Source organism: Endozoicomonas sp. SESOKO1 (assembly GCF_024606265.1).
GTDB lineage: Bacteria > Pseudomonadota > Gammaproteobacteria > Pseudomonadales > Endozoicomonadaceae > Endozoicomonas.
Map to the genome: position 1 here is coordinate 35,710 of NZ_JAHHPP010000005.1, position 22,531 is coordinate 58,240.

Annotated in this window: 16 protein-coding genes and 2 pseudogenes; 3 read left to right on the plus strand and 15 right to left on the minus strand. The window is 48.0% G+C overall.

Annotated elements, in window-relative coordinates:
* Positions 1-23: 23 nt before the first annotated feature.
* The gene (locus tag KDK13_RS00450; RefSeq protein ID WP_257282755.1) at positions 24-2,315 is read right to left on the minus strand and encodes a hypothetical protein; all 2,292 of its coding nucleotides are present in this window, start codon (positions 2,313-2,315) and stop codon (positions 24-26) included.
* A gap of 203 nt (positions 2,316-2,518) precedes the next feature.
* Here KDK13_RS00450 and KDK13_RS00455 point away from each other — a divergent pair, with 203 nt between their 5' ends.
* Positions 2,519-2,854 (plus strand): hypothetical protein, encoded by a 336-nt coding sequence (locus KDK13_RS00455; protein WP_257282756.1) that lies wholly within the window; start codon positions 2,519-2,521, stop codon positions 2,852-2,854.
* A gap of 51 nt (positions 2,855-2,905) precedes the next feature.
* Here the strand turns inward: KDK13_RS00455 and KDK13_RS00460 are convergent, their stop codons facing one another.
* The 11 genes and pseudogenes from KDK13_RS00460 to KDK13_RS18940 all read right to left on the minus strand — a co-directional run bounded on the left by KDK13_RS00460 (position 2,906) and on the right by KDK13_RS18940 (position 17,251).
* Positions 2,906-5,131 (minus strand): YgiQ family radical SAM protein, encoded by a 2,226-nt coding sequence (locus tag KDK13_RS00460; RefSeq protein WP_257282757.1) that lies wholly within the window; start codon positions 5,129-5,131, stop codon positions 2,906-2,908.
* Positions 5,132-5,298: 167 nt separating this feature from the next.
* A complete protein-coding gene (locus KDK13_RS00465) occupies positions 5,299-6,213 on the minus strand; it encodes a homeobox domain-containing protein (RefSeq protein ID WP_257282758.1) in 915 nt (304 codons plus the stop codon).
* A gap of 312 nt (positions 6,214-6,525) precedes the next feature.
* Positions 6,526-6,777 carry a hypothetical protein gene (locus tag KDK13_RS00470; RefSeq protein ID WP_257282759.1) on the minus strand — a complete coding sequence of 84 codons (252 nt, stop codon included), beginning with the start codon at positions 6,775-6,777 and terminating at the stop codon, positions 6,526-6,528.
* Positions 6,778-6,882: 105 nt separating this feature from the next.
* Positions 6,883-7,560: pseudogene (locus KDK13_RS19080) on the minus strand (homeobox domain-containing protein); the annotation flags it as partial.
* A 116-nt stretch (positions 7,561-7,676) separates the two neighbouring features.
* Complete coding sequence (locus KDK13_RS00475) at positions 7,677-8,459, minus strand: homeobox domain-containing protein (RefSeq protein WP_257282760.1); 783 nt, start codon at positions 8,457-8,459, stop codon at positions 7,677-7,679.
* Between the two features lie 650 nt (positions 8,460-9,109).
* Positions 9,110-10,999, minus strand: a complete 1,890-nt coding sequence (locus tag KDK13_RS00480) for a hybrid sensor histidine kinase/response regulator (protein WP_257282761.1) — start codon at positions 10,997-10,999, stop codon at positions 9,110-9,112.
* A gap of 349 nt (positions 11,000-11,348) precedes the next feature.
* Positions 11,349-12,449 carry a hypothetical protein gene (locus KDK13_RS00485; protein ID WP_257282762.1) on the minus strand — a complete coding sequence of 367 codons (1,101 nt, stop codon included), beginning with the start codon at positions 12,447-12,449 and terminating at the stop codon, positions 11,349-11,351.
* A gap of 3 nt (positions 12,450-12,452) precedes the next feature.
* Positions 12,453-13,538 carry a DEAD/DEAH box helicase family protein gene (locus tag KDK13_RS00490; protein WP_257282763.1) on the minus strand — a complete coding sequence of 362 codons (1,086 nt, stop codon included), beginning with the start codon at positions 13,536-13,538 and terminating at the stop codon, positions 12,453-12,455.
* 21 nt (positions 13,539-13,559) lie between these two features.
* On the minus strand, positions 13,560-14,342 hold the full coding sequence (locus KDK13_RS00495; protein WP_257282764.1) for a restriction endonuclease subunit S: 783 nt from the start codon (positions 14,340-14,342) through the stop codon (positions 13,560-13,562).
* Between the two features lie 18 nt (positions 14,343-14,360).
* Positions 14,361-14,954, minus strand: coding sequence for a restriction endonuclease subunit S (locus tag KDK13_RS00500; protein ID WP_257282798.1), 594 nt, complete (start codon positions 14,952-14,954; stop codon positions 14,361-14,363).
* 60 nt (positions 14,955-15,014) lie between these two features.
* Positions 15,015-17,251: pseudogene (locus KDK13_RS18940) on the minus strand (N-6 DNA methylase).
* A gap of 315 nt (positions 17,252-17,566) precedes the next feature.
* Here KDK13_RS18940 and KDK13_RS00510 point away from each other — a divergent pair.
* Entirely contained in the window at positions 17,567-17,782 is a 216-nt protein-coding gene (locus KDK13_RS00510) for an AbrB/MazE/SpoVT family DNA-binding domain-containing protein (protein WP_257282765.1), read from the plus strand.
* The gene (locus tag KDK13_RS00515) at positions 17,779-18,201 is read left to right on the plus strand and encodes a PIN domain-containing protein (RefSeq protein ID WP_257282766.1); all 423 of its coding nucleotides are present in this window, start codon (positions 17,779-17,781) and stop codon (positions 18,199-18,201) included. The genes KDK13_RS00510 and KDK13_RS00515 overlap by 4 nt, the downstream gene beginning before the upstream one ends.
* A 649-nt stretch (positions 18,202-18,850) precedes the next feature.
* Here KDK13_RS00515 and cas6f read toward each other — a convergent pair.
* Genes cas6f through KDK13_RS00530 form a run of 3 tightly spaced genes read right to left on the minus strand, consistent with a single transcriptional unit; the run spans position 18,851 to position 22,531 of the window.
* Positions 18,851-19,462 (minus strand): type I-F CRISPR-associated endoribonuclease Cas6/Csy4, encoded by a 612-nt coding sequence (gene cas6f / locus KDK13_RS00520; protein ID WP_257282767.1) that lies wholly within the window; start codon positions 19,460-19,462, stop codon positions 18,851-18,853.
* Entirely contained in the window at positions 19,459-20,499 is a 1,041-nt protein-coding gene (csy3, locus tag KDK13_RS00525; RefSeq protein WP_257282768.1) for a type I-F CRISPR-associated protein Csy3, read from the minus strand. The genes cas6f and csy3 overlap by 4 nt, the downstream gene beginning before the upstream one ends.
* Complete coding sequence (locus KDK13_RS00530) at positions 20,489-22,531, minus strand: type I-F CRISPR-associated protein Csy2 (RefSeq protein ID WP_257282769.1); 2,043 nt, start codon at positions 22,529-22,531, stop codon at positions 20,489-20,491. The genes csy3 and KDK13_RS00530 overlap by 11 nt, the downstream gene beginning before the upstream one ends.

Sequence of the window (22,531 nt, forward strand, 5' to 3'; positions counted from 1 at the left end):
ACCCGAGATGGCCTGTCAGGCATTCAGACCTCACTTGTGCTTTGCAAAGCCGACAACTCCTCTGTTGAGCTGCTGTTTTCAGTGGACAAACGTTTTCCTATGGCATCCTTGATCCAGGTAAACGGGTATATAGCCAGCGCTTTACCGCCTAACCCCTGCTGGTAGCCCTGGTACCACTGGTACAGGGCGTAAAGCGCAGCAATGCCGACAACCCCTCCTGCCACAATGCCACCGGTCAGGGCTGCTGGAAAATCAACGGAAACTTCTTCGCTGTTATTGTGTCGTAGGGCGGAAGCCGTGCTGTTTATGGTTCCGTTACCGGGTGCAACGGACACTGGCGATCCGGTTTGCCGGGTTGGCATTGCTGACGACATTTGTTTAATGACAGGCGACATCAGATCACAGGTGGCCATGGGGAGACCACGGTTGGCCATGGGGGTTAATTCATCACCCGCTCTTTCTGCTGCGAGGCAACGGTCATCATCGCAGCCTTCTACTGGGCTGCTGATATTATCAGCAAAACTGGTTAACTCAGTATTGCAGGCAGAGGTGCCGGTAAAGCTGCGATAGGGGTCGCCTGCGGCGGCTATGCCGACAGAATACCCTTTGATTTCAACATTACAGGCGGTGGTATTGCTAACTCTGCCAACGTTATCATAGCGACCGGCAGCAACACCGACTGCAGCACTGCCGGTATAACTGTCTGTGTTTTTTTCCCAGGCGAATAGTACACAGTCAACGGCAGTGGTCTGGTGAACAGCAGTGTCACCATCGTTAAACGCCACGGCAATAGCAACGGAGCTGTTGTTCACTTCAGCATCTATTATCGTCTCTATGGCGGTTGTGTTATGGATATTACAACCGTTGGCAACCGCCGCTGCGACGGCTACGTGCCCACCCTTATCAGCACCTTTAATGCTGCTGTGGAACAAATCCAGATCCGAGTCGACGTCCAGGGTATGCTCGATTGTGCTGTTGTGACATTCGGCGGTAACGATGCCAACAAGGGTTGGTGTAATGGAGTTAGCCGTGGCCAGCAAGTGGTTGTCGCGGGAGGTCGTATCCACAATGGTGCATTGACGGGCATCAGCAACCACCATGGCGATGCGCCCCTCAACCAGGGAATGAGAATGTATTCTGTTTTGCCCGTGGGCCAGCGTACCTTCAACATGGGTATACTTGGCCCTGCCGACAACGCCACCGAGATTGGCGCCTATAGTGAACTCGGAGCTTTTAATGTGGTTATGCAGCAACGTTGAGTTCCTGACGACCACGTTATCATGTTCGTAACCAACGGTTTTCCCTGCGATCAGGCCGATGTTAACATTGATCTCTGGGTCTGGTCCGGGCTTGTTCCAGATACGCTTGCCACTGCCAATTCCAGAGAGGCATACCCTGGAGTTTTTAACCTGGTTACTGTCGATGGTGGCGTTATCCAGTGCTTGTCCGGCCAGCATGCCGGCATCAATGGCACTGCCCTGGATCGCCATGGTGGCAATGTTGACCAGGTTCCCCTTTAGGGTGGTACTTTCGTTCATCTTGCCCGCCAGCATACCCAGCTGCAGGTTACGCCTTTCCTCGGGTTTTTCAGCCGTAATCCTGATGGTTGAATTTTCTACGACGATGTTTTCCTGTTTCGATGACCCTGCCATGGTGCAGGCAACGAATGCCTCACTGTCGGCGTCGTCAAGCTCTGTACGGTCAATTTGGCCATCAGTAACGGTGAGATTACGGACTGCCCCATCACCTTCAAGACGGTTAAACATACAGCCCTTCAGGTTGCTGATGGCATTGCCACCGCCGTTGTAGTCGCCAGTGAAACGTTCAATGGGCTGGTGTTTGCCCGCATCAATGGGGCCACTCTGCAGGTAGCGCTTATCGGCGGAGTAGCATGGCTCTGAGGGTTTGCCTATTTTGCCCAGCGTTGCACTGCTATCAACAGGAATCGGCTCAACACTGCAGTTCGATGGAGTGGTTGGGCTGACAGTGTCTGCAGGGTTGCTGCTTTTTGTCGTATACCCATGACACCCCGGCAGGCTGGCCAGCGCCAGACAGGCCATGGCCACCTGGTTAATGGTGTTCAGATAGCTATTGGCCGGTATGGTTTTCTGGACCAGACGCAGGGCCAGCTCTTTGGGTTGAATATTCAGTTGTATCCAGGGGGTATCTGGCTGACCAGGTCCTTGACTGGGGTCAAAGTCCGGATGGAAAGATCTAACCAGCGACTTACTGACATTCCAATAGCTTGACCAACCAGAACTGCGCTTCTGGCTTTGATCGCTATCAGTGGCAGCTGAGTCAGATGGTGGTGTCATTGTTATGCAGGAAGTGAGTACAGGGGTCATTGCCAGCCTTCGCTATTGACAGGTTTCGGGTACGGATACAAATGTAGTCGATAATGCGAATGATTCGCTTTTATTTTTATAATGCCGACCCGACAGTTGCAGTGAGACTGGATAGAGGCTTTCACGATCAGCATTATACTGATGATGGTTTCACTCTTTCGATGGAGCATTCAATGTTTTACAGAATGAAGGTGGGATTGTTTCTGGTATCGGTTTTAATGTTCTCAGCCTGCTCGGTAGTTGATCATCAAGATCCATCCAGGGAGCTTCAGCCCGCACCTCCCGATACGCTTCAGGAAAATACGCTATACACCAATATGCATACCTATGGCCAGTACATGGGGTGCCGTGCTGCGCAAAGCAATAAAGGACTGCCCCAGGCAGGCTGGAATCAGGCTCCGGCATTGCCAGGCACCTACGAGGAATATCGCAGTGGCTGGCAGGAAGGCTTTGATAAATGCCGGATAGGGCTGGGGCCTGTAGTGCCTCCCAGCCACGTCTATCCGTAAGCAAAATCAGGTTAACGGGGTGAAAACCTTTCAGGTACTCTCTACTGCTTACTACCTGAGTCGCCCTTTCTTCTGTCGGGCAGAGGTATTCTTTGCTGCCCTCGCATTGCGATTATCCCACTGACTGCCCCGGGCTTTCTGGAAGTCCTGCGATTGTACCCGTTGGCCTGATCTTCTCTGCCCCTTGTTTTCCTCCTCCGGAATCAATTGATGTTTACCGGAACCAATCAGGTCGGAACGATTCATATCCCGCAGGGCCTGACGCAGGAAGGGCCAGTTTTTCGCATCATGGTAACGGAGAAATGCCTTTTGTAAACGACGCTGATCCAATGTTCTGGGCGTATACAAACGGGGACTTTTATAGCTGACCCGCTTCAGCGGATTCTTCTGGGCATGATACATGGCCGTGGCCAGGGACATGGGTGATGGATAGAACGTCTGTACCTGATCCACACGGAACCTGTTTTTCTTCAACCATAAGGAAAGGTTCAACATATCTTCATCTTCACAGCCGGGGTGAGCGGCAATAAAGTAAGGAATCAGATACTGTTTTTTACCCGCCTTCTGTGAGAAGTGTTCAAACATCTTTTTAAAGGCGTCATAGGTTCCCATCCCCGGTTTCATCATCAGATCGAGAGTGCCTTTTTCCGTATGTTCCGGGGCAATCTTTAAATAGCCACCCACATGGTGCGTCACCAGCTCTTCCACATATTCCGGGTCTTCCACCGCCAGGTCATAACGCAGGCCCGAGGCAATGGCAATTTTCCGGATGCCCGGCAGGGCGCGGGCTTTCCGGTAAAGCTCGGTGGTCTGCTGATGGGAAGTTTTCAGGTTTTTACAGATCCCCGGGAAGACGCAGGATAACCGACGACAACTGGCCTGGATTTTTTCATCCTTGCAATTGAGATGGTACATATTGGCGGTTGGACCGCCCAGGTCCGATATCTGCCCGGTAAAGCCCGGTACTTTTTCCCGAATATCTTCCAGTTCGGCAATCACCGATTCATGGGAGCGACTCTGGATAATACGGCCTTCATGCTCAGTTATGGAGCAGAAAGAACACCCTCCAAAACAGCCACGCATGATATTGACCGAAGTTTTGATCATCTCGTAGGCCGGAATATTGGCATTGCCATAAGACGGATGCGGACGACGCTGGTAAAACAGGCCAAAAACGCCGTCAATCTCAGGAGTTGCCAGGGGAATGGGTGGCGGGTTAACCCAGAGTTCACGGTTGCCATGCTTCTGTACCAGCACCCGGGCATTATGGGGGTTAGATTCCTGGTGCAATACCCGGGAAGCATGGGCATAAAGCACCGGATCATTGCGCACCTTGTCAAAGGATGGCAACCGTATGCAGGTGGATTCCGGGTTCAGCTGCTGGTTGCGATGCAGTGGCATGGGAATAATGCGCACCGGCTGCACGCTATTATCATCCGCAACATCACCCGCCAGCTGCGACTGACCGTCGGTTTTCTTATCACAAACCGTCTCTTCTACTTCAGCGTAAGGGCTGATGCCATACGCCTCTTCCAGTGATTGAATATCCCTGGGCCAGTCAATCCGAGATGAATCAATTTCAGTCCAGCCAGACGGTACCGCCGACTTGATGACCACGGTTCCCCGGATATCATCAATCTCCCGGATTGTCATGCCTTTCGCCAATCGATCGGCCACCTCGGCCAGCGCCCGCTCGGCATTGCCATAAAGCAGAATATCGCCGGTGGCATCGATCAATACGGAACGACGCACTTCATCACTCCAGTAATCATATTGGGCAATACGACGCAAACTGGCTTCAATGCCACCGAGCACCACCGGGACATCACTGTAGGCTTCCTTGCAGCGCTGGCTGTAGACAATCACGGAGCGGTCCGGTCGCTTGCCCGGCTCTGCGTTCGGCGTATAGGCATCGTCATTACGGACTTTCAGGTCGGCGGTGTAGCGGTTAATCATGGAATCCATGTTGCCGCCAGTCACACCAAAGAACAGGTTCGGCTTGCCCAGCCGTTTGAAATCTTCCGGGTTACTCCAGTCCGGCTGGGAGATAATCCCTACCCGGAATCCCTGGGATTCCAGAAAACGGCCAATCACCGCCATGCCAAAGCTGGGATGGTCTACATAGGCGTCGCCGGTCACAATGATAATGTCGCAGGAATCCCAGCCAAGCGCATCCATCTCTTTACGGGACATGGGCAACCAGGGCGACGTGCCATAGCATTCAGCCCAGTACTTGGGATAGGCGAAAAGGTCCGGTGCGGTTTTCGGTGTGGGCATGAATTCTTGGGTGCTGTGATGAAAAACCGGCTATTTTCACAGAAAACACCCGTCAGTCCTACCCCCGTATTTAAATCAGTGGCTTCTGATTAGCGAAAAACCGATAAGAAAGGTCAGATGACTATCAGCACTTAATGCTCCCTTATCGGTCACTTTGTCCACGCTCTCTAATTGACCAGGCTCTGTGAGCTACCTGGAGACGTTGAGCTGGGAGAGTCCGACTCGTCATCATCTCTAGCTGGATGCCTGGTTGAAATAGCTACAGGAAGCTCGAGCACAGAACGCTTGGATTGACTGCAGTCAGCGACTGAAAAGGTTGATCGTACCTGGGGAGTTCCATCAAATTTCACTATCATGTTTTGCAACGCATCAACGGGTGATTTAGCCTGGGTAGTGCTGACTACTTCCTTTTCACAAAATAAGGTATATCTCTTTTTTGCATCAACGTCTTGCCAGGAAACTGAAGATATTTGCTGATTGGCCAAAAAGATCTGAGAAACCTCCTTCGGGGCCTCCATATATCGATCCCTGTTACTTTTTTCAACATTTGTACTAGGCTGGTTTTTGGTGTTTTTGGTGTTTATCCTTTTATTCTGAAACCATGTTTTTACCTGATGTTCAGACATATCCAACCTGGTGGCCAGCACATATCGATCAGCAGCATTTACATATTTGGTATATTGAAATACTTCATTTAGTTCTTGAACTTTCCAATCGGGAAAATTCGTTCGTTTTTTACGTACTTTATGCTCAGGACCTGCTTGTCTGGCATTCAATTCACTCGTATCAGCATTGCGCTTTACTTTCCCGGAGGAAGCTGGCTGGCCACTCCCCCCTGCCACCGCATTCACTGGTTCAGTGGCAGTAGCTGCCCAACCATAAGGCCAATAAACAGGATTCATACCTAACCCTTCCAGCTCCTGAGGCCCTCTGTAATATGGAATAAAGGATGGTGCCATTGCAGGTTGATTATGCAGATACAAATTTCCTGTTACATTACCTACGCTTGAAATTCCCGGGCCAAATCTTTCTGGAGGAAAAAAGTCCCTTGCCTGTGACATCCCGGGCATAAAACTGTTCACGAAATAAGCTGGCTCAGCGTGCGCGACAGAAAACCTGCCGTATAAGCTCGAATGACGACATCCTGGTCCACAGGCTGAATGGGGGTAAACAGAACCGAAAGAGTTAACTGAGCCAGATGATAACATGTCCGGTCGATTGGGAGAGAGCCTTGCAGAATCCATATAATCTAATCAGCCAATTCGTTGTAGATAAATCCATACTAGACGCGATAATCAAAAAATCTAATTAACGGTAAAAATTTTTATCCTCAACTTCTCGCAATCCTCGCTACGGACGCCTAAGTCCGACAGGCTCCCAATTATGTAAAACGGTCAGTTGGCCCTGGAAGAGTCCGACTCACTATCAGATTTAGCGAGTTCCCCGGAAGCAGGGGATTCAGGCTCGGGACTCCTGGATTGACTACTCTCAGTGACTGAAGAAGAACGTACATATGGAGTTCTTTCTTTCACCAACATTTGTTGCAATGCATCAATGGGTGATATAGCCATAGTACGGCTGACCACCGCCCTTTCACACTGCAGAGTGTATCTCTGCTTTCCACCAATACCTGAATCTGAAGACATTTGCTGTCTAGCCCTTAAGGCCTGAGAAATCAATTTCGATCTCGATGGACTCAGAGATTGAACGCAGTTACTTCCATTTTTTGAAGGAACCCACCTTTTGGCCTTCGCCCTTTTGTTCTGGAACCATACTTTTACCTGCTCTTCCTTGATCTGCAATCTTGCCGCCAACTCAGATTTTGACTCGCTTGATAAATATTGACCACGTCGGAATGCATTATTGAGTTGTTGAACTTTCCAGTCGGGAAAGACTGTTCGTTCTTTAACTCCTTTATATTTGGGACCCGGTAACCGGGAGTGCGGTATACTCGTATCAGCCTTGCACTCTGTCACGATGGGAGAAACGGGTTGGCAGCGTCTCATCCCAGCATCCACCGTATTGCCGGGCGTATTGCCGGGAGTAGCAGTCCAGTAAAAAGGCAAATAAGCAGCCCCCATACCAGGCCCCGCCAGTTCCTGAGACCCGGAGGGACAAGGGGTAAAGGATGGAGTCATTGCAGCCTGATTATGCAGGGACAAATTTCTTGGGACCTGACCCGCACTTGAAACACCCAGGCCAAACCTGCCTGAAGGGAAAAGATCCCTTACCGGTGGCATCCCGGGTAAAAAACTGTTCACTGAATAGACTGGCTGTGTATCAGAGTGAGCTACTGAAAACCTGCCATAAGCGGACGAATGTTGACTCCCCGGCCTACAGGCTGGATGGTTTTCAGCAGTTACTGATGAACTGAATCTGCCCGGCGACGCTTTGTCAATAGGGCTTGGGGGCAACACTGCAGGATCCATAAAATCAGCCAATTTGTTGTTGATAGTTCCATACTAGACGCAAGAATCAAAAAATCTATTGAACAGTAAAATTTTTCTGTAAATGGAAAATTGAAAGACAACCCGCCTTTTTCTATTCAGGTTATTAGACCAGGTGAGTTGGAAGAATCAGGCTCATAATGCGCTTTAGTTAATTCCCTGGCAGAAGCAGTTACCGGAAGTTCAGAATCATTACCTCTGGAGTGTCTGTAGCCATCGGCTAAACAGGAGAATCGTACCTGAGCAATATCATCGATTTTTACTAACATGCCCTCTACTGCATCAGCTGTTGATGATTCAGCCATGGCACTGGTGCCCTCTCTGTCAGCAAGTAACGAGTATCTCTGCTGTTCACCAGTGACTTGCCCGGAAACGGTAGACGTTTGCTGTGTGCTCAATAAGGACTCAGGCACTTTTTTCGATGCCTCCGGAAATTGGTCGGTGTTCCTTGTCAAATCTGCCATGGCCTGCCTTTTGACATTCATTCTTTTATTCTGAAACCATACTTTTATCTGCTCTTCTGTCATCTGTAATTTTGAAGCCAGCCCAGATCGTTGATAGCTTTTTATATAAGCCGATTTGTGAAAAGCTTTGTTAAGTTCATAAACTTTCCATGGAGGAAAATTTGTTCGTTTTTTACGTGCTTTTTTCTGCGGGCCTGCTTGTCGGGACTTCGATTCACTGGTATCGGCCTGATGCGTTGTCTTCCTGAAGGAATCTGGCTGGCTGGTTTCCACCATCGCATTCACTGGACTGGTGGGAGTAGCGGTGCAACCATAGGGGCAATAACCAGAAGCCATACCAACCCCTGCCAGTTGCTGAGCTTCCACGGGATAAGGGGGATAGTCTGGCACCATTGCTACCTGATTATGCAGGGACAAATTCCTTGGGACATTACCAACACTCGAAACTCCCGAACCAAATCTGCCTGAAGGGTAAAGGTCCCTTTCCAGTGGCATCCCGGGTAAAAAATTGCTCACTGAAAAGATGGGTCGAGTATCAGAGCGCTCTACAGAAAACCTGCCATAAACGGACGTATGCCTATCTTCTGGTGCACGGCCTGGATGGGAACGATCAGTTCGGGGTGAACTGAATTCGCCAGACATCGACATATTAAGTGGGGTGCGGGGGTACAGTGCAGAATCCATAAAATCAGCCTATTCGTTATAGATAGACCCATACTAGACGCAAGAATAAAAAAATCTAATGAACCGTAAAGTTTTTCTGCAGGGCCTGCCGTACCCAACACTGATCTGTCGGCAAACACGCCGGAGTTTCTCTGGCCCCTGGTGACCATTAAAGGTTGAAAGCACCTGTGGGGAAGACTGGCGGGCCACCCCTGCCCCGGGTCATGCGCCGTATATTGTGAGGTATCCGGTGAAGCGTTAACAGGGGTAAAAGACTGGGGCAGTTTGGTTTTTCTTGCATGAGGATAAAACCCGTCTGATACGCTTCGCCAGAGTTGACGTGAAGAAAAGGAAGAAGGGAAAGCCAGTGACGTTTCCTGGATATTGGGAAATTACCCCTCACGTTATTTCGTTTTCGAGTCACTACTGTTCAATCTACCGTCACTGACAATGCTGCATATTTTTTCGAACAGGCTTTCGATGTTGTACGGTTTAAAGATCACATCAACCATACCAGCTTGTTTCACTTTATCGTTGACATTTTTAGCATTATCCGCAGTACAGGCCAAAATAGGCAACATGCAAAACGTTTCTGTGGATTTTATCTGTTCTGCCAGTTGGTACCCATTTAATTCAGGCATGTGAATATCCATGATAATTAAATCAATACGCGAGTTATTACTGTCTAAAAATTCCAGAACAGCCGTCGGATCACTGATATACGTTACAGTAATATTCAAACGTGATAATTGCAGCATAAAAAGCTGACCGTTAATCACATCATCGTCAACAACCAGAACATGTGCAACCTCTTTGTCAGGTGCAACTTCTTTCTGGGAAACAACCGGATTCACCTCCGGTATTTCCTCCGAAGAGACCGCTGGCTGTGGGGTTTTTGTCTCTTGTTGCAAATCCTGGTATGGCAATACAACCCTTACTGATGTGCCAACTTGAAGTAAGCTGTTTATTGATATATCACCCCCCATCAAGTCAACCAATCCTTTTACAATCGACAACCCCAGTCCTGTGCCACCATAACGTCGACTGATCGACTTATCTCCCTGGGTAAATGGAGAAAAGAGATTAGCGAGTTGCTCTGATGCCATGCCACAGCCTGAATCACGAACAACAATCTCTAACAGCTGATCACGTACGGACAACTTGACTTGTATAAAACCGTCAGCCGTAAATTTAATGGCGTTACTCATGATGTTTTCGACGATCTGATTTACCCTCACTCCATCCAGGTAAATCACGTCATGATCACATGCACCCCATTCAATCAGGAAGTTAATGTTGTTTTGCTGACACACTGGTTGATAGCTGTTTAGCAAGTTTTGCAAGTCTGACCTGATATCAATCTTCTGGATATCAAGTTCAAATTGATTTGCCTGAATTTTGGAAAAATCCAATATGCTGTTTACGTGCAAGTTAAGCCTTTTTGCAGACTTTAATGCGTTGTCCAGAACGGCATGACTGTCAGGTGTCACCAGATCTTCCCGCAACAAATTCATCAGACCCATCATGGCCGAAATTGGCGTTCTCAACTCATGGCTGACTACCGCCAGGAAGTGATCCCTCGCAGACATGGCATTGGTCAGTTCACGCTGTTTTTCCCGCAACTGAGTCACGTCGTTAAACATCAACATCGTATAAATTTGTTGTTCAAATGGGTGAATGATTTCCTTGCTTTGTACATTGTAGATTTGCTTCCCGATCTTTATCAGCAACTGCTCATCGTCACCTTGCTGAGTCAGGGAAACCAGTTTTTGCTCGAACTTCTCAGCATCCCAGTCATTATCACTGAATGCATGGCTCTTAATCGTGTAAAACGCCTCGTTAGAAAATATGCGTTTGCCCGTGGGATCGAAAATCGTTATCGGGTCAGGAATGTGGTTAATCAAAGAGGACAACCATTGGGTAATATGGTCTATCCCCGTGGTTCTCAGCACCGACTCCAGCGCGTTTTGTCTATACGTAATATTCATTATAACAACAAAAAAACAGTCAAGTTCCTTGTTGTAATTGGCAATATCGTGTATCCACAATACCTCGCCCTGCCTGGTTCGTATGCGATACTCATAATCAAGCGTTGCCCCGTTATTCACCGCATTAACAACCTTATCAAGTATCACCGACAGATCATCAATGACAATTGAGGCAAATTGATCATTCATTAAATGTTTGAATTCTGCCCGACTGTAACCAACCAAACGATAGAAGGCATCGTTAGCATCCAGGATTGTAGAATAAGGATCATTTTTGCAGACCAGCAGTGCGCAATGACTATTCAAGAAAAAATCATTTTGTCTATTTTTAGGCGTTAATTGAGGAGTACAAAATAGCATTGCGATACAGGCTCTACATTGAGGTTACAATCTTGCAAGTGAAACCTTCAAGATCAGTTAACCCTGGGAAACTCACAGGGTGAGATCATACTGACTTTATCCTTCAATCTTGAGGCAAAGCGTTCATCAATTGCACTACGCAAGTCGTGTTTTCGCCCTGAAATAACTTATGGTCTCAGTTCAAAAAACACACATTTAGCCAAAATCCACCAATGAGTCAAGCATTTTTTCATGGATCAATAATCACTACTAACCATCGGCCATCAGTCCAATGTGGGTATCCGACAAAAAGAACTTACTGTTTCAACAAATCAAACACCACCCGGGCAAACCCTCTCGCCAGCTCCGGATTCGACAGATACTGCAACATCATCTCCTGATGCGCTTCACTGCTCTCCATCACCGCATCATCAATAGCCTGGGGGAAGTCACCCAACAACGCCTGCTCTGCCGTATTGTTGGCAATCTGCTTCATCACCGTGGCGTTCTCAGCCAGCTTGTCCCGAACGGTGCAGGCGTAGTTGATCATATCCTTGTCAGTCAGGTTATCGGTGACAAACAGATCATTCAGCCGCTCCAGTATCTGGGACATAAACTCATAAAACCGGGTAAAGCTGCCCAGGTCTTTCTTGAAAATCTCCAGCCGGTCTTTCTCCCGCTTACACTCTTTCATGCTGTTTTCCGCATTGGCTAACAGCACAGCGTCGTTGGTTGCCGCTTTGGTGCGCTCGAAGATTTTCCGGGTTTCCTGATAAGCATCCACGGCAGAGCTGTACCGTTTCTGCCAGCGTTCCACCGCCGGTTTGCAGATATTGCTGATGGCGGCATTGCTCTTGTTTTTACTGAGGAAGGCATCGCAGAACTTTTCCACTTCGTGCCACTGGAAGACGCCGCTCTCCCGCAGCTTGTTGAACAGCTCAAAGATGTTGTCCGGGTCCGACACATCCGCCAGCTCTGCTGTCTGATAGTAAGGCTGGAACGAGGCCAGAATCTCCTCCGGCTCATTAACAAAATCCAGCACAAAAGTTCCGCCTTCCTTCTTCCCCGGATAGGTCCGGTTCAAGCGGGACAGCGTCTGCACACACTCCACGCCACCCAACGGCTTATCCACATACATGGCGCACAGCTTGGGCTGGTCAAAACCGGTCTGGAACTTATTGGCAACCAGCATCACCTGGTAATCGTCGGTATCAAACGCCTTACGCATCTCCCGACCTTTAAGGCCCGGATTCATGGTCTTCTCGGTAAACTTCTGATCCAACAGCATGAAACTATCCGGATCATCCGCCGAAAACGCCACTTCGCCGGAGAACGCCACCATCACCTGAATGGAGCCCATTTCTTTACATGAAGAGTCTTCCGCCAGGTGCTTATCAAACGCCAGCTTGTAACGCACCGCTTACTTACGGGAACTGGTCACCACCATCGCTTTCGCCTGCCCGTGGAGCAAACCCATCACATGGGTTCGGTAGTGATCGACAATCACCCGCACTTTCTGGGAGATATTGTAATCGTGCAGCCGCACCCAGCGGCTCAGCTTCACCCTGGCCTTTTTGCTTTCCACCTCCTCGTCTGCTGCTTCCAACTTCTGGGCAAGTTTGTAGGCCACCTTGTAGTTGGTGTAGTTCTTCAGCACATCGAGAATAAAGCCTTCCTCAATGGCCTGGCGCATGGAGTACACATGAAAAGCGACAGGGATATTCTTGATGGAAGGCGGTGCATTCGGATTAGGCAAACGACCAAAGGCTTCTAATGTTTTCGCTTTCGGGGTTGCAGTAAAGGCAAAATAGCTCAGGTTACTGTTATGACGACGGGCCGCCACCGACGCATTCAATTTATCTTCTGAAGATAGTTCCAGGTCTTTGGCTTCCCCATCCACCATCAACACCTGCTTCAACCGCTTGGCGGTATCGCCGGTTTGCGATGAGTGGGCTTCGTCGGCAATCACCGCATAGCGGCGCTGTTGAAGGCTGACGCTATCGGCAATGGCATCCAGCACAAACGGAAAGGTCTGAATGGTGACAATAATAATCGGCTGGGCGGTTTCCAGCGCCTTCGCCAGCTTTTCGGATTTGGAGCTGCCTTCACCCTCCTTGTTATTGATGCGCCCCACCACCCCATCGGCGTGTTCAAACTGGTAGATGGTGTCCTGCAACTGGCTGTCCAGCACCGTGCGGTCGGTAATCACGATCACCGAATCAAACTGCTTTTCGCCCCGCCCGTTATAGAGCGTCGAAAGCTGATGGGCAGTCCAGGCGATGGAGTTGGATTTACCGGAACTGGCACTGTGCTGAACCAGGTATTTATGGCCGGTGCCTTCATCCCTTGCCGCAGTGATCAGCCTGCGCACCACATCCCACTGGTGATAACGGGGGAAGATCAGCGTCTTTTTCTTGTACTTACGACCATCGGCGTGTTCTTTCTCTTCGATCTCCAGATGGATAAAGCGGTGCAGAATATTCAGCAGATTATCTGGCAGTAGCACCGGTGGCTGGCTGGGGTGTTGTCATGCAGTGGCCTCGACGGGGTTGGGATGTTGTTGTTTTGGTGAGTGTAGTGGCAGCACCCAGTCACGGACGTCGATTTTGCCAGTGACGGCGGCGGAGATTAGGGCAGTGCGGCGTTCTTGGAGATAACCAACTTGTTGCTGTGCTTGTTTTAACAACTCACCATATTTGGTGCCAATGGTTTGTTCATGTTGAATTATCGACTCCTGCTCTGCCAAGGGTGGTATTGGCAAGCGAATACGGCCAAGAGTTTCAGTATTTAAATTATCCATTGTTGAGCCTTTAGACTCCAAAGATAACTCTGCTCTTACGCCATCAGATGTAATCAGCAGATAGGCATACTCAGGTAGCAACTTTCCAGATAGTCCCGCACGAAGGCTTCCTGTACCACAAAGCCAACCTTCATTCTCCTTAAGGACAATTGCGCACCGGCCTAACTCACCACGACGAGCAAATATAATTTCGTTTTCTATTAATTTATGTCTCCCTAATCGCTCACAAGTTACGCCATCAACTGTGCTTTTCGATTCCGGCTCAATCTTTCCATCAACGATGTGTGCAGGATTGATAACTGGAATACCATCCTCAACATAATCCTCGGCATGTAATTGACTGCCAAATGGCCCTGTCTGCATGTAGTCGGTATAGTACTTGAGCAGGGATACTTCCCAATGCTCCGGCACCTGCCCAAGCCACTCCACGCCAGAATCCTTCAGTTGCACATCCGGATTCAGCCCCTTGGTAACGGCATGGCTGATCACCGCCTGACGTTTTTCCTGCAACAGACGAATCAGGGTTTTCTACTCTTCGATCAGGGTATCGATTTTGGCGGTTTCGTGGTCAAGGAATGCGGCAATTTTTCCTTGTTCCTCCTCAGGAGGATATACACTTGGCAAGTTGCCTACTTTCTCAGCATTCAAGTTATCTTGGGTGTTTGAGCTTGAAATAAGAGAAAGATAAGACTCTAATTCTCTGAGCCAATACTGTAAAAATTTACTATCGAGAGCAGCTGACGGGATTATCCCAAGAATTGCTTGGTTAGTGGTCAATGGTACATTTGCAACAGCCACTTTTCCTAATGATGCAAAAATCGAGTACAGAATCGTCCCTCTAGGCAGTATTTTCAGGCTTTTCGCATTCCCTCCTAACAGGGTCACATCTTTATTTGTTTTGGATATCAAATATCCTTTAGTTATATCAGAGATTGATACCCAAGGAATACCCATGCCACTATCAGCCCAGTACTTAGGATTTGAAGACTCTGGAGTCCCTCCTGCAACCATGCTTTGTATGTAGTATTTCAATGAAGAGTTTCTCCAGTGAACTGGTATCGCCCCCAACCACTCAACTCCGGAGTCTCTATATTCTGGATAAGCTTCGTATTTTCCATCCATCACGAATGCACCCCCGCCAGCAACCCCATAATCCGCTGACTGACCGCATCCAAATCCGCATCAATCGCTTCCAGTGTCCGTGGCGGCTGGTACACAAAAATGCCGGTTAAAGGGAATCTCATAACCGACAATACCGATCTCGCCGTCTTGCTCATCGCACTTGTCGGCATTAATCCAGGCATCCGGCACATGGGGTGCCACTTCCCGGTTAAAGTAGGTTTCGATCAGGGTGGTGGTGCTGACGGATGGGTCGAGGGGAATATTCTCGTTATCCCGCAGATCGCCATCGGTCTGGAATTCAACGACTTTGTTCTTGTATTCAAACGCACCGTAAAGTGGCTGCGCTTCTTTATGTTCAGGATGAACGGTATGCGGCGGCGTCATGGACGACGAGGAGCCGCCCTTCAGAATTTTCTTAATAACGGGCTCAGCATCCGGATTTTTGGTTGTAACCGCTTCCAGAAACTGTTTTTTCTCCCTGGCATCCAGTGTGGTTTCTGTCTTTTTCAGGGCCGCTTTCAAGCTTTCTTCAAAGACATTGAAGTCGAGAAACTCTGCGTTACCGTTTTCCTGCTGCAACGCACGGGCCTTAACCGACAAATCGAACTGCCTTTTCCACAGACTGACGGTGAATAGCTCTTTAATCTGCTTCTCTTTGAGTTCTTTAAAATCGTTCTTGATTTTTTCACGAACAAGCGGTTCGATCTCCGCCGATGTTTCGTGACAACCGTCACCAAACTCTTCAACCATCCAGCGCATCACGGCGTTAAATGGCTTGGGCGCAAAGCGCAGATTATAAATAGCTGCATCAGTAATCTGCGCCGAAAGTCGCAGCGGACGCTCCACAGTAATACGACGATAGCCAAATGCATGGGTAGCAAACATCTTACTGCCAAATTTTTCGTCTGCTGTTACCTCGAAAGCACCAAAGCTACGGGTGATGGTGCGAATATCGTCATCACTCATCAGGTTGCGCTTGGAGCCAAGGGATTTACGCATTTTGCCAAACAGTCTGGTGCCGTTAATCAGCTGCACCTTACCCTTGCGGGCATTGGCTTTCTTATTGCTCAACACCCACACATTGGTGGCGATGCCCGTGTTGTAGAACATATCCGTGGGCAGGGCGACAATGGCTTCCAGGAGGTCGGCTTCGAGAATATAACGGCGAATCTCGCTCTCACCGCTGCCCGCACCGCCGGTAAACAGCGGCGAACCGTTAAGGATAATGCCGATACGGCTGGGGTTCTGGTTATCAGAAGTGATCGGTCGGAACTTGCTGATCAGGTGCATCAGAAACAGCAGCGAACCGTCCGATACTCTTGGCAGGCCAGGGCCGAAACGACCATCAAAGCCCTTGAATTCATGCTCATCCTTCACTGTGCCTTCAATCTTCTTCCAGTCCACACCGAAGGGCGGATTGGAGAGCATATAGTCAAAGGTGTCGTTGCTCAGCTGGTCGTTGGAGAGGGTGTTGCCCAGCTTGATACGGCTGACATCCTGCCCCTTGATCATCATATCCGCCTTACAGATGGCGTAGGATCCGGGTTCAGCTCCTGACCAAAAGCCCGCATCACCGCATCCCGGTTGTGTTCGTACACATACTCCATACCAGACGACAGGAAGCCGCCAGTACCCGCTGTGGGGTCATAAATAGTGCGGATAACGCCTTCCCTGTTCAGGGCATCGTCGTCTTCCATAAACACCAGGGCAGTGGTCAGTTTGACAATATCCCGTGGGGTAAAGTGTTCACCGGCGGTTTCGTTGGAGGATTCCGCAAAACGACGAATCAACTCTTCAAACACCAACCCCATTTCATGGTTGGACACCGCTGCCGGGCTGAGATCAATAGTGCCGAACTTTTGTACCACCTTGAATAGCAGATTACTGGCGTTCAGGGCATCAATAAATTCGTCAAAACGGAAGTGCTCAAAAATCTCCCGGGCATCTTTGGAGAAGGACTGGATATAGTTCTCCAGGTTGTCTTTAATCCCGGTCTGCCCCAGTTTGGACAGGTCCATCTGCGACGTGTTGCAGAAAGTCAGGCCCTGCGGGTTCTCCGGGGTGCGGGTGGCAGGCAGCAGCATTTTCTCCTTGCCATCGGCGGGCAGGTTCATGGTTTGCACCTGCTCATATTTGGCCAGCACCGCCTCTTTGGAGGGCGCGAGTGCGCACTCCAGACGACGCAACAGGGTAAATGGCAGGATAATCCGACCATACTGGGACTGCTTGAAATCCCCCCGCAACAAGTCAGCAACAGACCAGATAAAGGCAGCGAGGTTGTTATGGGACTGAGACATAGAATGTTCTGAATCTTGCAAGTAGGAGTGCGGGTGTGCAGAGATGTTCGGCTGGCACAAACTGGCTTACGACGTCAGTCGCTATTGTGGAGGATATGTAAGGTAGGCTCAAGTCGTGTATATAGTTCAGAAAAGAGCTGATTCCCAACCTTCCCTTGCTCTGCGTGGGAACCTGGCAAGGATTGATGGCCTGAACTTCTGCATGCCCCCCATGAAACCTCCCTGAAACCCATCTGAACCACCCATGCTTTACTTTTTGCATAAAGCAAAGTCAGCTACTATCTTTACAATTCAATATAAGTAAAGAGGTTGACGATGCCAATTTTGAGTTCAAAGCGACAGATCACGCTACCCGCCAATCAGTGTGAAGAACTGGGCATTCAGCCCGGCGATGAGGTTGAATGCTTTGTTGCAGATGGGCAGATAACAATCATCAAGAAGATAAAGGGGTCTGCTGAGGGTATTTTGAGTCATATAAAGCCGCAGGCAGACATTTCTGATGACGAATCTTTGCAGAGTGGGTTGCAATGATCGCCATAGATACCAACGTTTTATTAAGGTATTTGCTCAGTGATGATGTTGTGCAGAGCAAACAGGCAGCAAGGCTTATCAAGGGGAATTGGCGTGTTCTTGTAACGGATGCCGTCCTGGTCGAAACCGTCTGGACATTAGCAGGCCGAAAGTATCAGCTGAAAAAGAAAGAGATAGTGAAAACAATTTTGCACCTATTCCATGAACCGTCCATTGTTTTTGAAAACGGGCCGGTTGTATGGAAAGCTCTCAATACCTACAAAAAAGCCAAAGCCGTCAAAGGAAAAGAAGCCGGTTTCGCTGATGCCCTGATCGTTTGCAAATCCAGAAATATCATCGAGAAAATGAATGAAGAATTTGCCGGGGTATATTCCTTCGATAAGGCCGCTCAACAATTTGACGATGTGAAAAAGCCGTGAAATACATAAGCAGCTAACCCTGGATTTTCCGAGTTTTCTGCGGTACATAAAAAAGACCTCAGTTATACAACACGTGTTGTATTGTCACCGAGGTCTGTTTGGTCAAAAACTAAAGTTTTATGTCACCTAATCAAAGTACCAACAAATCAAGTGTCGGCACTTTGACTTTTTGACAAATAATGATCAGTAAGAATAGGGGCTGCAGAGGAGTTACTTTCTAATATGTCATAGAAAATACTACCACTTTTTGACATTTTATTGCTTAAAACGGCAATACATACCCAAAAAACACCCCCATTAGAGCGTTTGCTCTAATGGGGGTGTTTTTTAATACTACCTACACGGTAGGTTCGCACCAAATGCGGCTGTAGCTCCGCCTCCCATTTTCTCAACTACCTGCACGGTAGGTCACGATATCTTGACCCCGTAAGTTCTTTCGTTTTCCTTCTCAACTACCTGCACGGTAGGTCACTCAGAGATCGCTACATCAACGATTTGCAGCATCTTCTCAACTACCTGCACGGCAGGTCACTAGACATAAAGCACCCGTACAATAGGCGTAACAGAAGGATAGGTCAGAATTATCCAAAATACCTTTTTTTGAAATATCAAAATAATTTATTGAAAAACAGTGGATTACAGAAGGCAGTTATATATTGGTAAAAACCAGCTCGGGCACTGTCCCTCTGGCGTCCACTTGGTTTGCCAAGCCATAACTGGTATACCCATCACATACAATCTTGTTGGCCTTATGCCTCTGTAACCTGTAGTAATACACTTTTGAGGGATTCTCAGAGCTGGTCATCGGAATTCTGTGAAACAGCTGTATATTCCGCTCCCGGCTTGAAGGGTCTTGTCGGGGTTGATACACATATCCTTTTCTTCCAGCTATTCGCTGGCCACGCCTTATACGACGTTGCCTACCTCCTTCACAATATTTATCACTCTTTTGATCTTTGCCATATCTAACTTCAGGCACGTTGTCAGGAACGGTGATGATCTCATTGAAGGTAAACTTTTTAAGCTTCTGCATCTGCTGGAAGTAGTGATGTGTCATTAATTGCTGTAGACAGAGCCACTCTACGGAAACAAAACCAATGACATCTCCAATGGTTCTATTAGAGTACTTGGGAAATGTTACGCCTATAATGTTGACGCTTTGCTTGTAGTGGTATCCATGAAGAACCTTCAAGCACCTTCCAACCATTAGCTCATTATTCGATCCGGCCTTAAACCGAATGCCAAAGGCAAAGCGTTTCATTTTTTATCACTCTTCTGACGGAGTCCTCCGCAAACATGACAAGCCATAAGAAAATGAATTTTATCCATCTTTGAATCTTGTGGGTCAGGGTTGGACTCAAGAAACTCAATATAGTCATTAGCGTTTTGCAGCAAAGAGAAATAGTCCTTTCCTTCCTTTGGAAGTCTATGAGCTGTCAGTTCTTCTCTATCGGCTCCGTAAGTACTAGCCCTTACCCGGTAGTCAGCCCCAGAAAACCAATCATCAATCTGATGCACCGCAGCACCGAGCTTGTGTCTTGTAAAAACAACTTGCTCCTCACCATTAAAATTGCAGGTTGCCAGCAATTTACTAAGAGATTCTCCTTCAGCAAATCCCTGACTTGGAAAAACTTCAGCACTCAAAGGCAATTTGAGCTTTGCCTCAACCAAAATGGAGCAGTAATCCTTTGGTGATGTGAGAGCCTTCTCAATCCTATCGATCCATGGTTCAAGGGACTCTTCTAAATCATCCAAATCCCGGCTAAAACACCTGATTTCCACATCATCAACGATAAGTTGATCTTTAGTCTTATAATCTGTCAGACAAATCTGAGTTCCCAGCGTGCACTGGTTTTCCCACAACCAGACCCCAAGCAGCAAATTTTCAAGATACCTACGTACCAATACACGATACCCACCCACATTCTTATATGCCACGGCCAGCTTCGCGATAATCTTCTTCATCTCCTCACTATCACATCTATGCAACTTGCCAGAATGTGCTTTAAAAGTTATCGAGAAGCGTATAATCAGGGCCACGGCTTCTGGTGGCATATAAGCCTCTTGAATCGTTTGAATATTTGCCTGAGATAGCGATTGAGCCTTTACACTTTTCTTTATTTCCCCATTTGGAGCATAACCATCTGAGTAACCATCTTTGGTTGCTGAGATAGTGGTCGTGTCTGGCGGTAAAGGGTGTTCTTTAGATTTCTCGTCTACCCAGAAAAAAAGCCCCTTTCCAATATATAGTGAACGCTGTTGCGAGTGTTGTTTACACGGTTTCACTTTATCTGCCATGAGTATGCTGCTCCACAGAAATAGCTATACCAGAGTCACTGTAATTCATAGACCAAAAGCTACGATCAAGTGGATTTATCGAGTGTACGGATGTAAGCCTTATCACGGACATATCAGAATAGGCAAAAGCGTGGGTGTAGCCTTCAATACCTTTCCTGACAGTGGGATTTCCCAGAAACCGAAATCCGGAGCCTATGGGTAGTACTTTGCCTTCGGATAGCAGGCTTATCAGTTCATGCTTACCAGGGCTGTCACAGACAGATGAGATGATTCTTGCGTAGCTTGGCAATTGGCAAAGTGAACCCGATAGTTCTTCCAGAGAACGATAAACTGCACAGCATTGATAGAGGTCACACTGCCCGTAGGTTCCTTCGATAGGGTGAGTCAGTGTTCCGCCAGCAAATCTCGAAGGCATGCAACAAAATAGATTATCTTCACCTAAATCAACCTCTTTAGAATAGAGTGGCAGCTGTATCATCAGGTCAAACTCAAGATCACAACTTCTACAGTCAATAATTGGGCCATTCAATACTTTCCCATGCTTAACTTCCTGCTCTGGCAGGGGATGCCCTTTATTCAATCCGTATTTCCGAAGAATGACAGCAAACCGGAAATCGGTTTGACCGCTTTCATACCCAAGGTTACATAAAAAGGCATGTACCAACCCAGCCCACGCTGTTAAGGCTGGTAGCCCTAATACGTATGGATTACTTCTTGCGTTAGCGTCGTACGCCACCAGTCGTTTGAAGTGAAGAAACTGACCTTTGATATCAGCGGTTTCAGTAGGCTCAGCAATTTTGATTATTGTTTCTTTTATTCCCTTTTCAAATATAGGCAATAACCTTGGGTGATATGCCAGCTGAACGGAATATTCCGTTTGTTCCAATACATCATTCAGTTGTGATAGAAAATATTCAACAGCTTCATCTACATCCCTTAAGCCCCCCTGTATGAGCTGCAGCTCAATGGTTCCTTCAAGTGTCTGGCTAATCTGGCTCTCACCAGCCAGGTAGTGAGCCCTTAACATGCTTAGACTTGAAAAGAGTTCTTCAATAATCGCTCCAATACAAACAGCTTCCTGTTGTAAACGATCTTTCCTCTGTTTTTCTGACTCAACAACGACCTTACCCAAGGAGCAATCCAGCAAAAAAGCCAGATTCTTCTTTTGAAAAATACACCCAACGCTGAGCAGATGCCTCTTGGTCCGCCAACGATGAAGACTGTCTTCAAGCCTATGATCTCGTTTCCCCAATCTGGGAAGATAGTGAAAGCAATATAACTTACCGCCACAGGTTCCCAGAAAACTACTCACCTGTAATGGTCGTGCATAAAATACTGGCCGACTTCTAATATCAGGATTAGTGACCAGATTATGTACCCACCTCTGAAAACCCGCTGCGACTAGAGGAGTCACGGCAACGTACTCACCCTGCCCATCAGGAAATAGTAATACCTTGCTTTCAGGGCTGACAAAATCTGGAAGACTGTTGGACATTCCTCCCCTACATAACTCCCTCAGCTGTTGAACTTTCTCTGCTGAAAACCCCAGAGCGCTCAGCTCATCAATTAACGGGCTACCTTCTTCTTTTGAGAACGCCTCAAACAGTGAGGTGACTCTGTTATTCCAGAAAAACTCTGTCGCTAAAAAGTGGCTTCTTGGTACTTTGTTTGCGTTATGAGACCAGCCAAGGTACTTTTCTCCATCCTCACCATAATTTTCAGGGAACCAACGAGCACTACCGGTTGCGCGACTGTTTGGGTCTTTAAGGTAATGGGTCGTCACCCAGGGTGCGGTCTCCATGATGTCAGCATGCCACTGATCACTCTTCAATAACTCTTTGGCTGCTGCTTCATCGTCCAGGTCTGCCTTATCTGCATTTGAGCGCGTCAAATTCGTCAAAATAACGAGGGTCTCAGGAACGTGTCCATCAATCACAACTGGCACATCAGAGAAAAAAGCTTTCTTTAGCATTTCATTCCACTCATCCTTTTCCTCCATCTCCACCATCAGAAGGTCACCCAGTATTTTCAT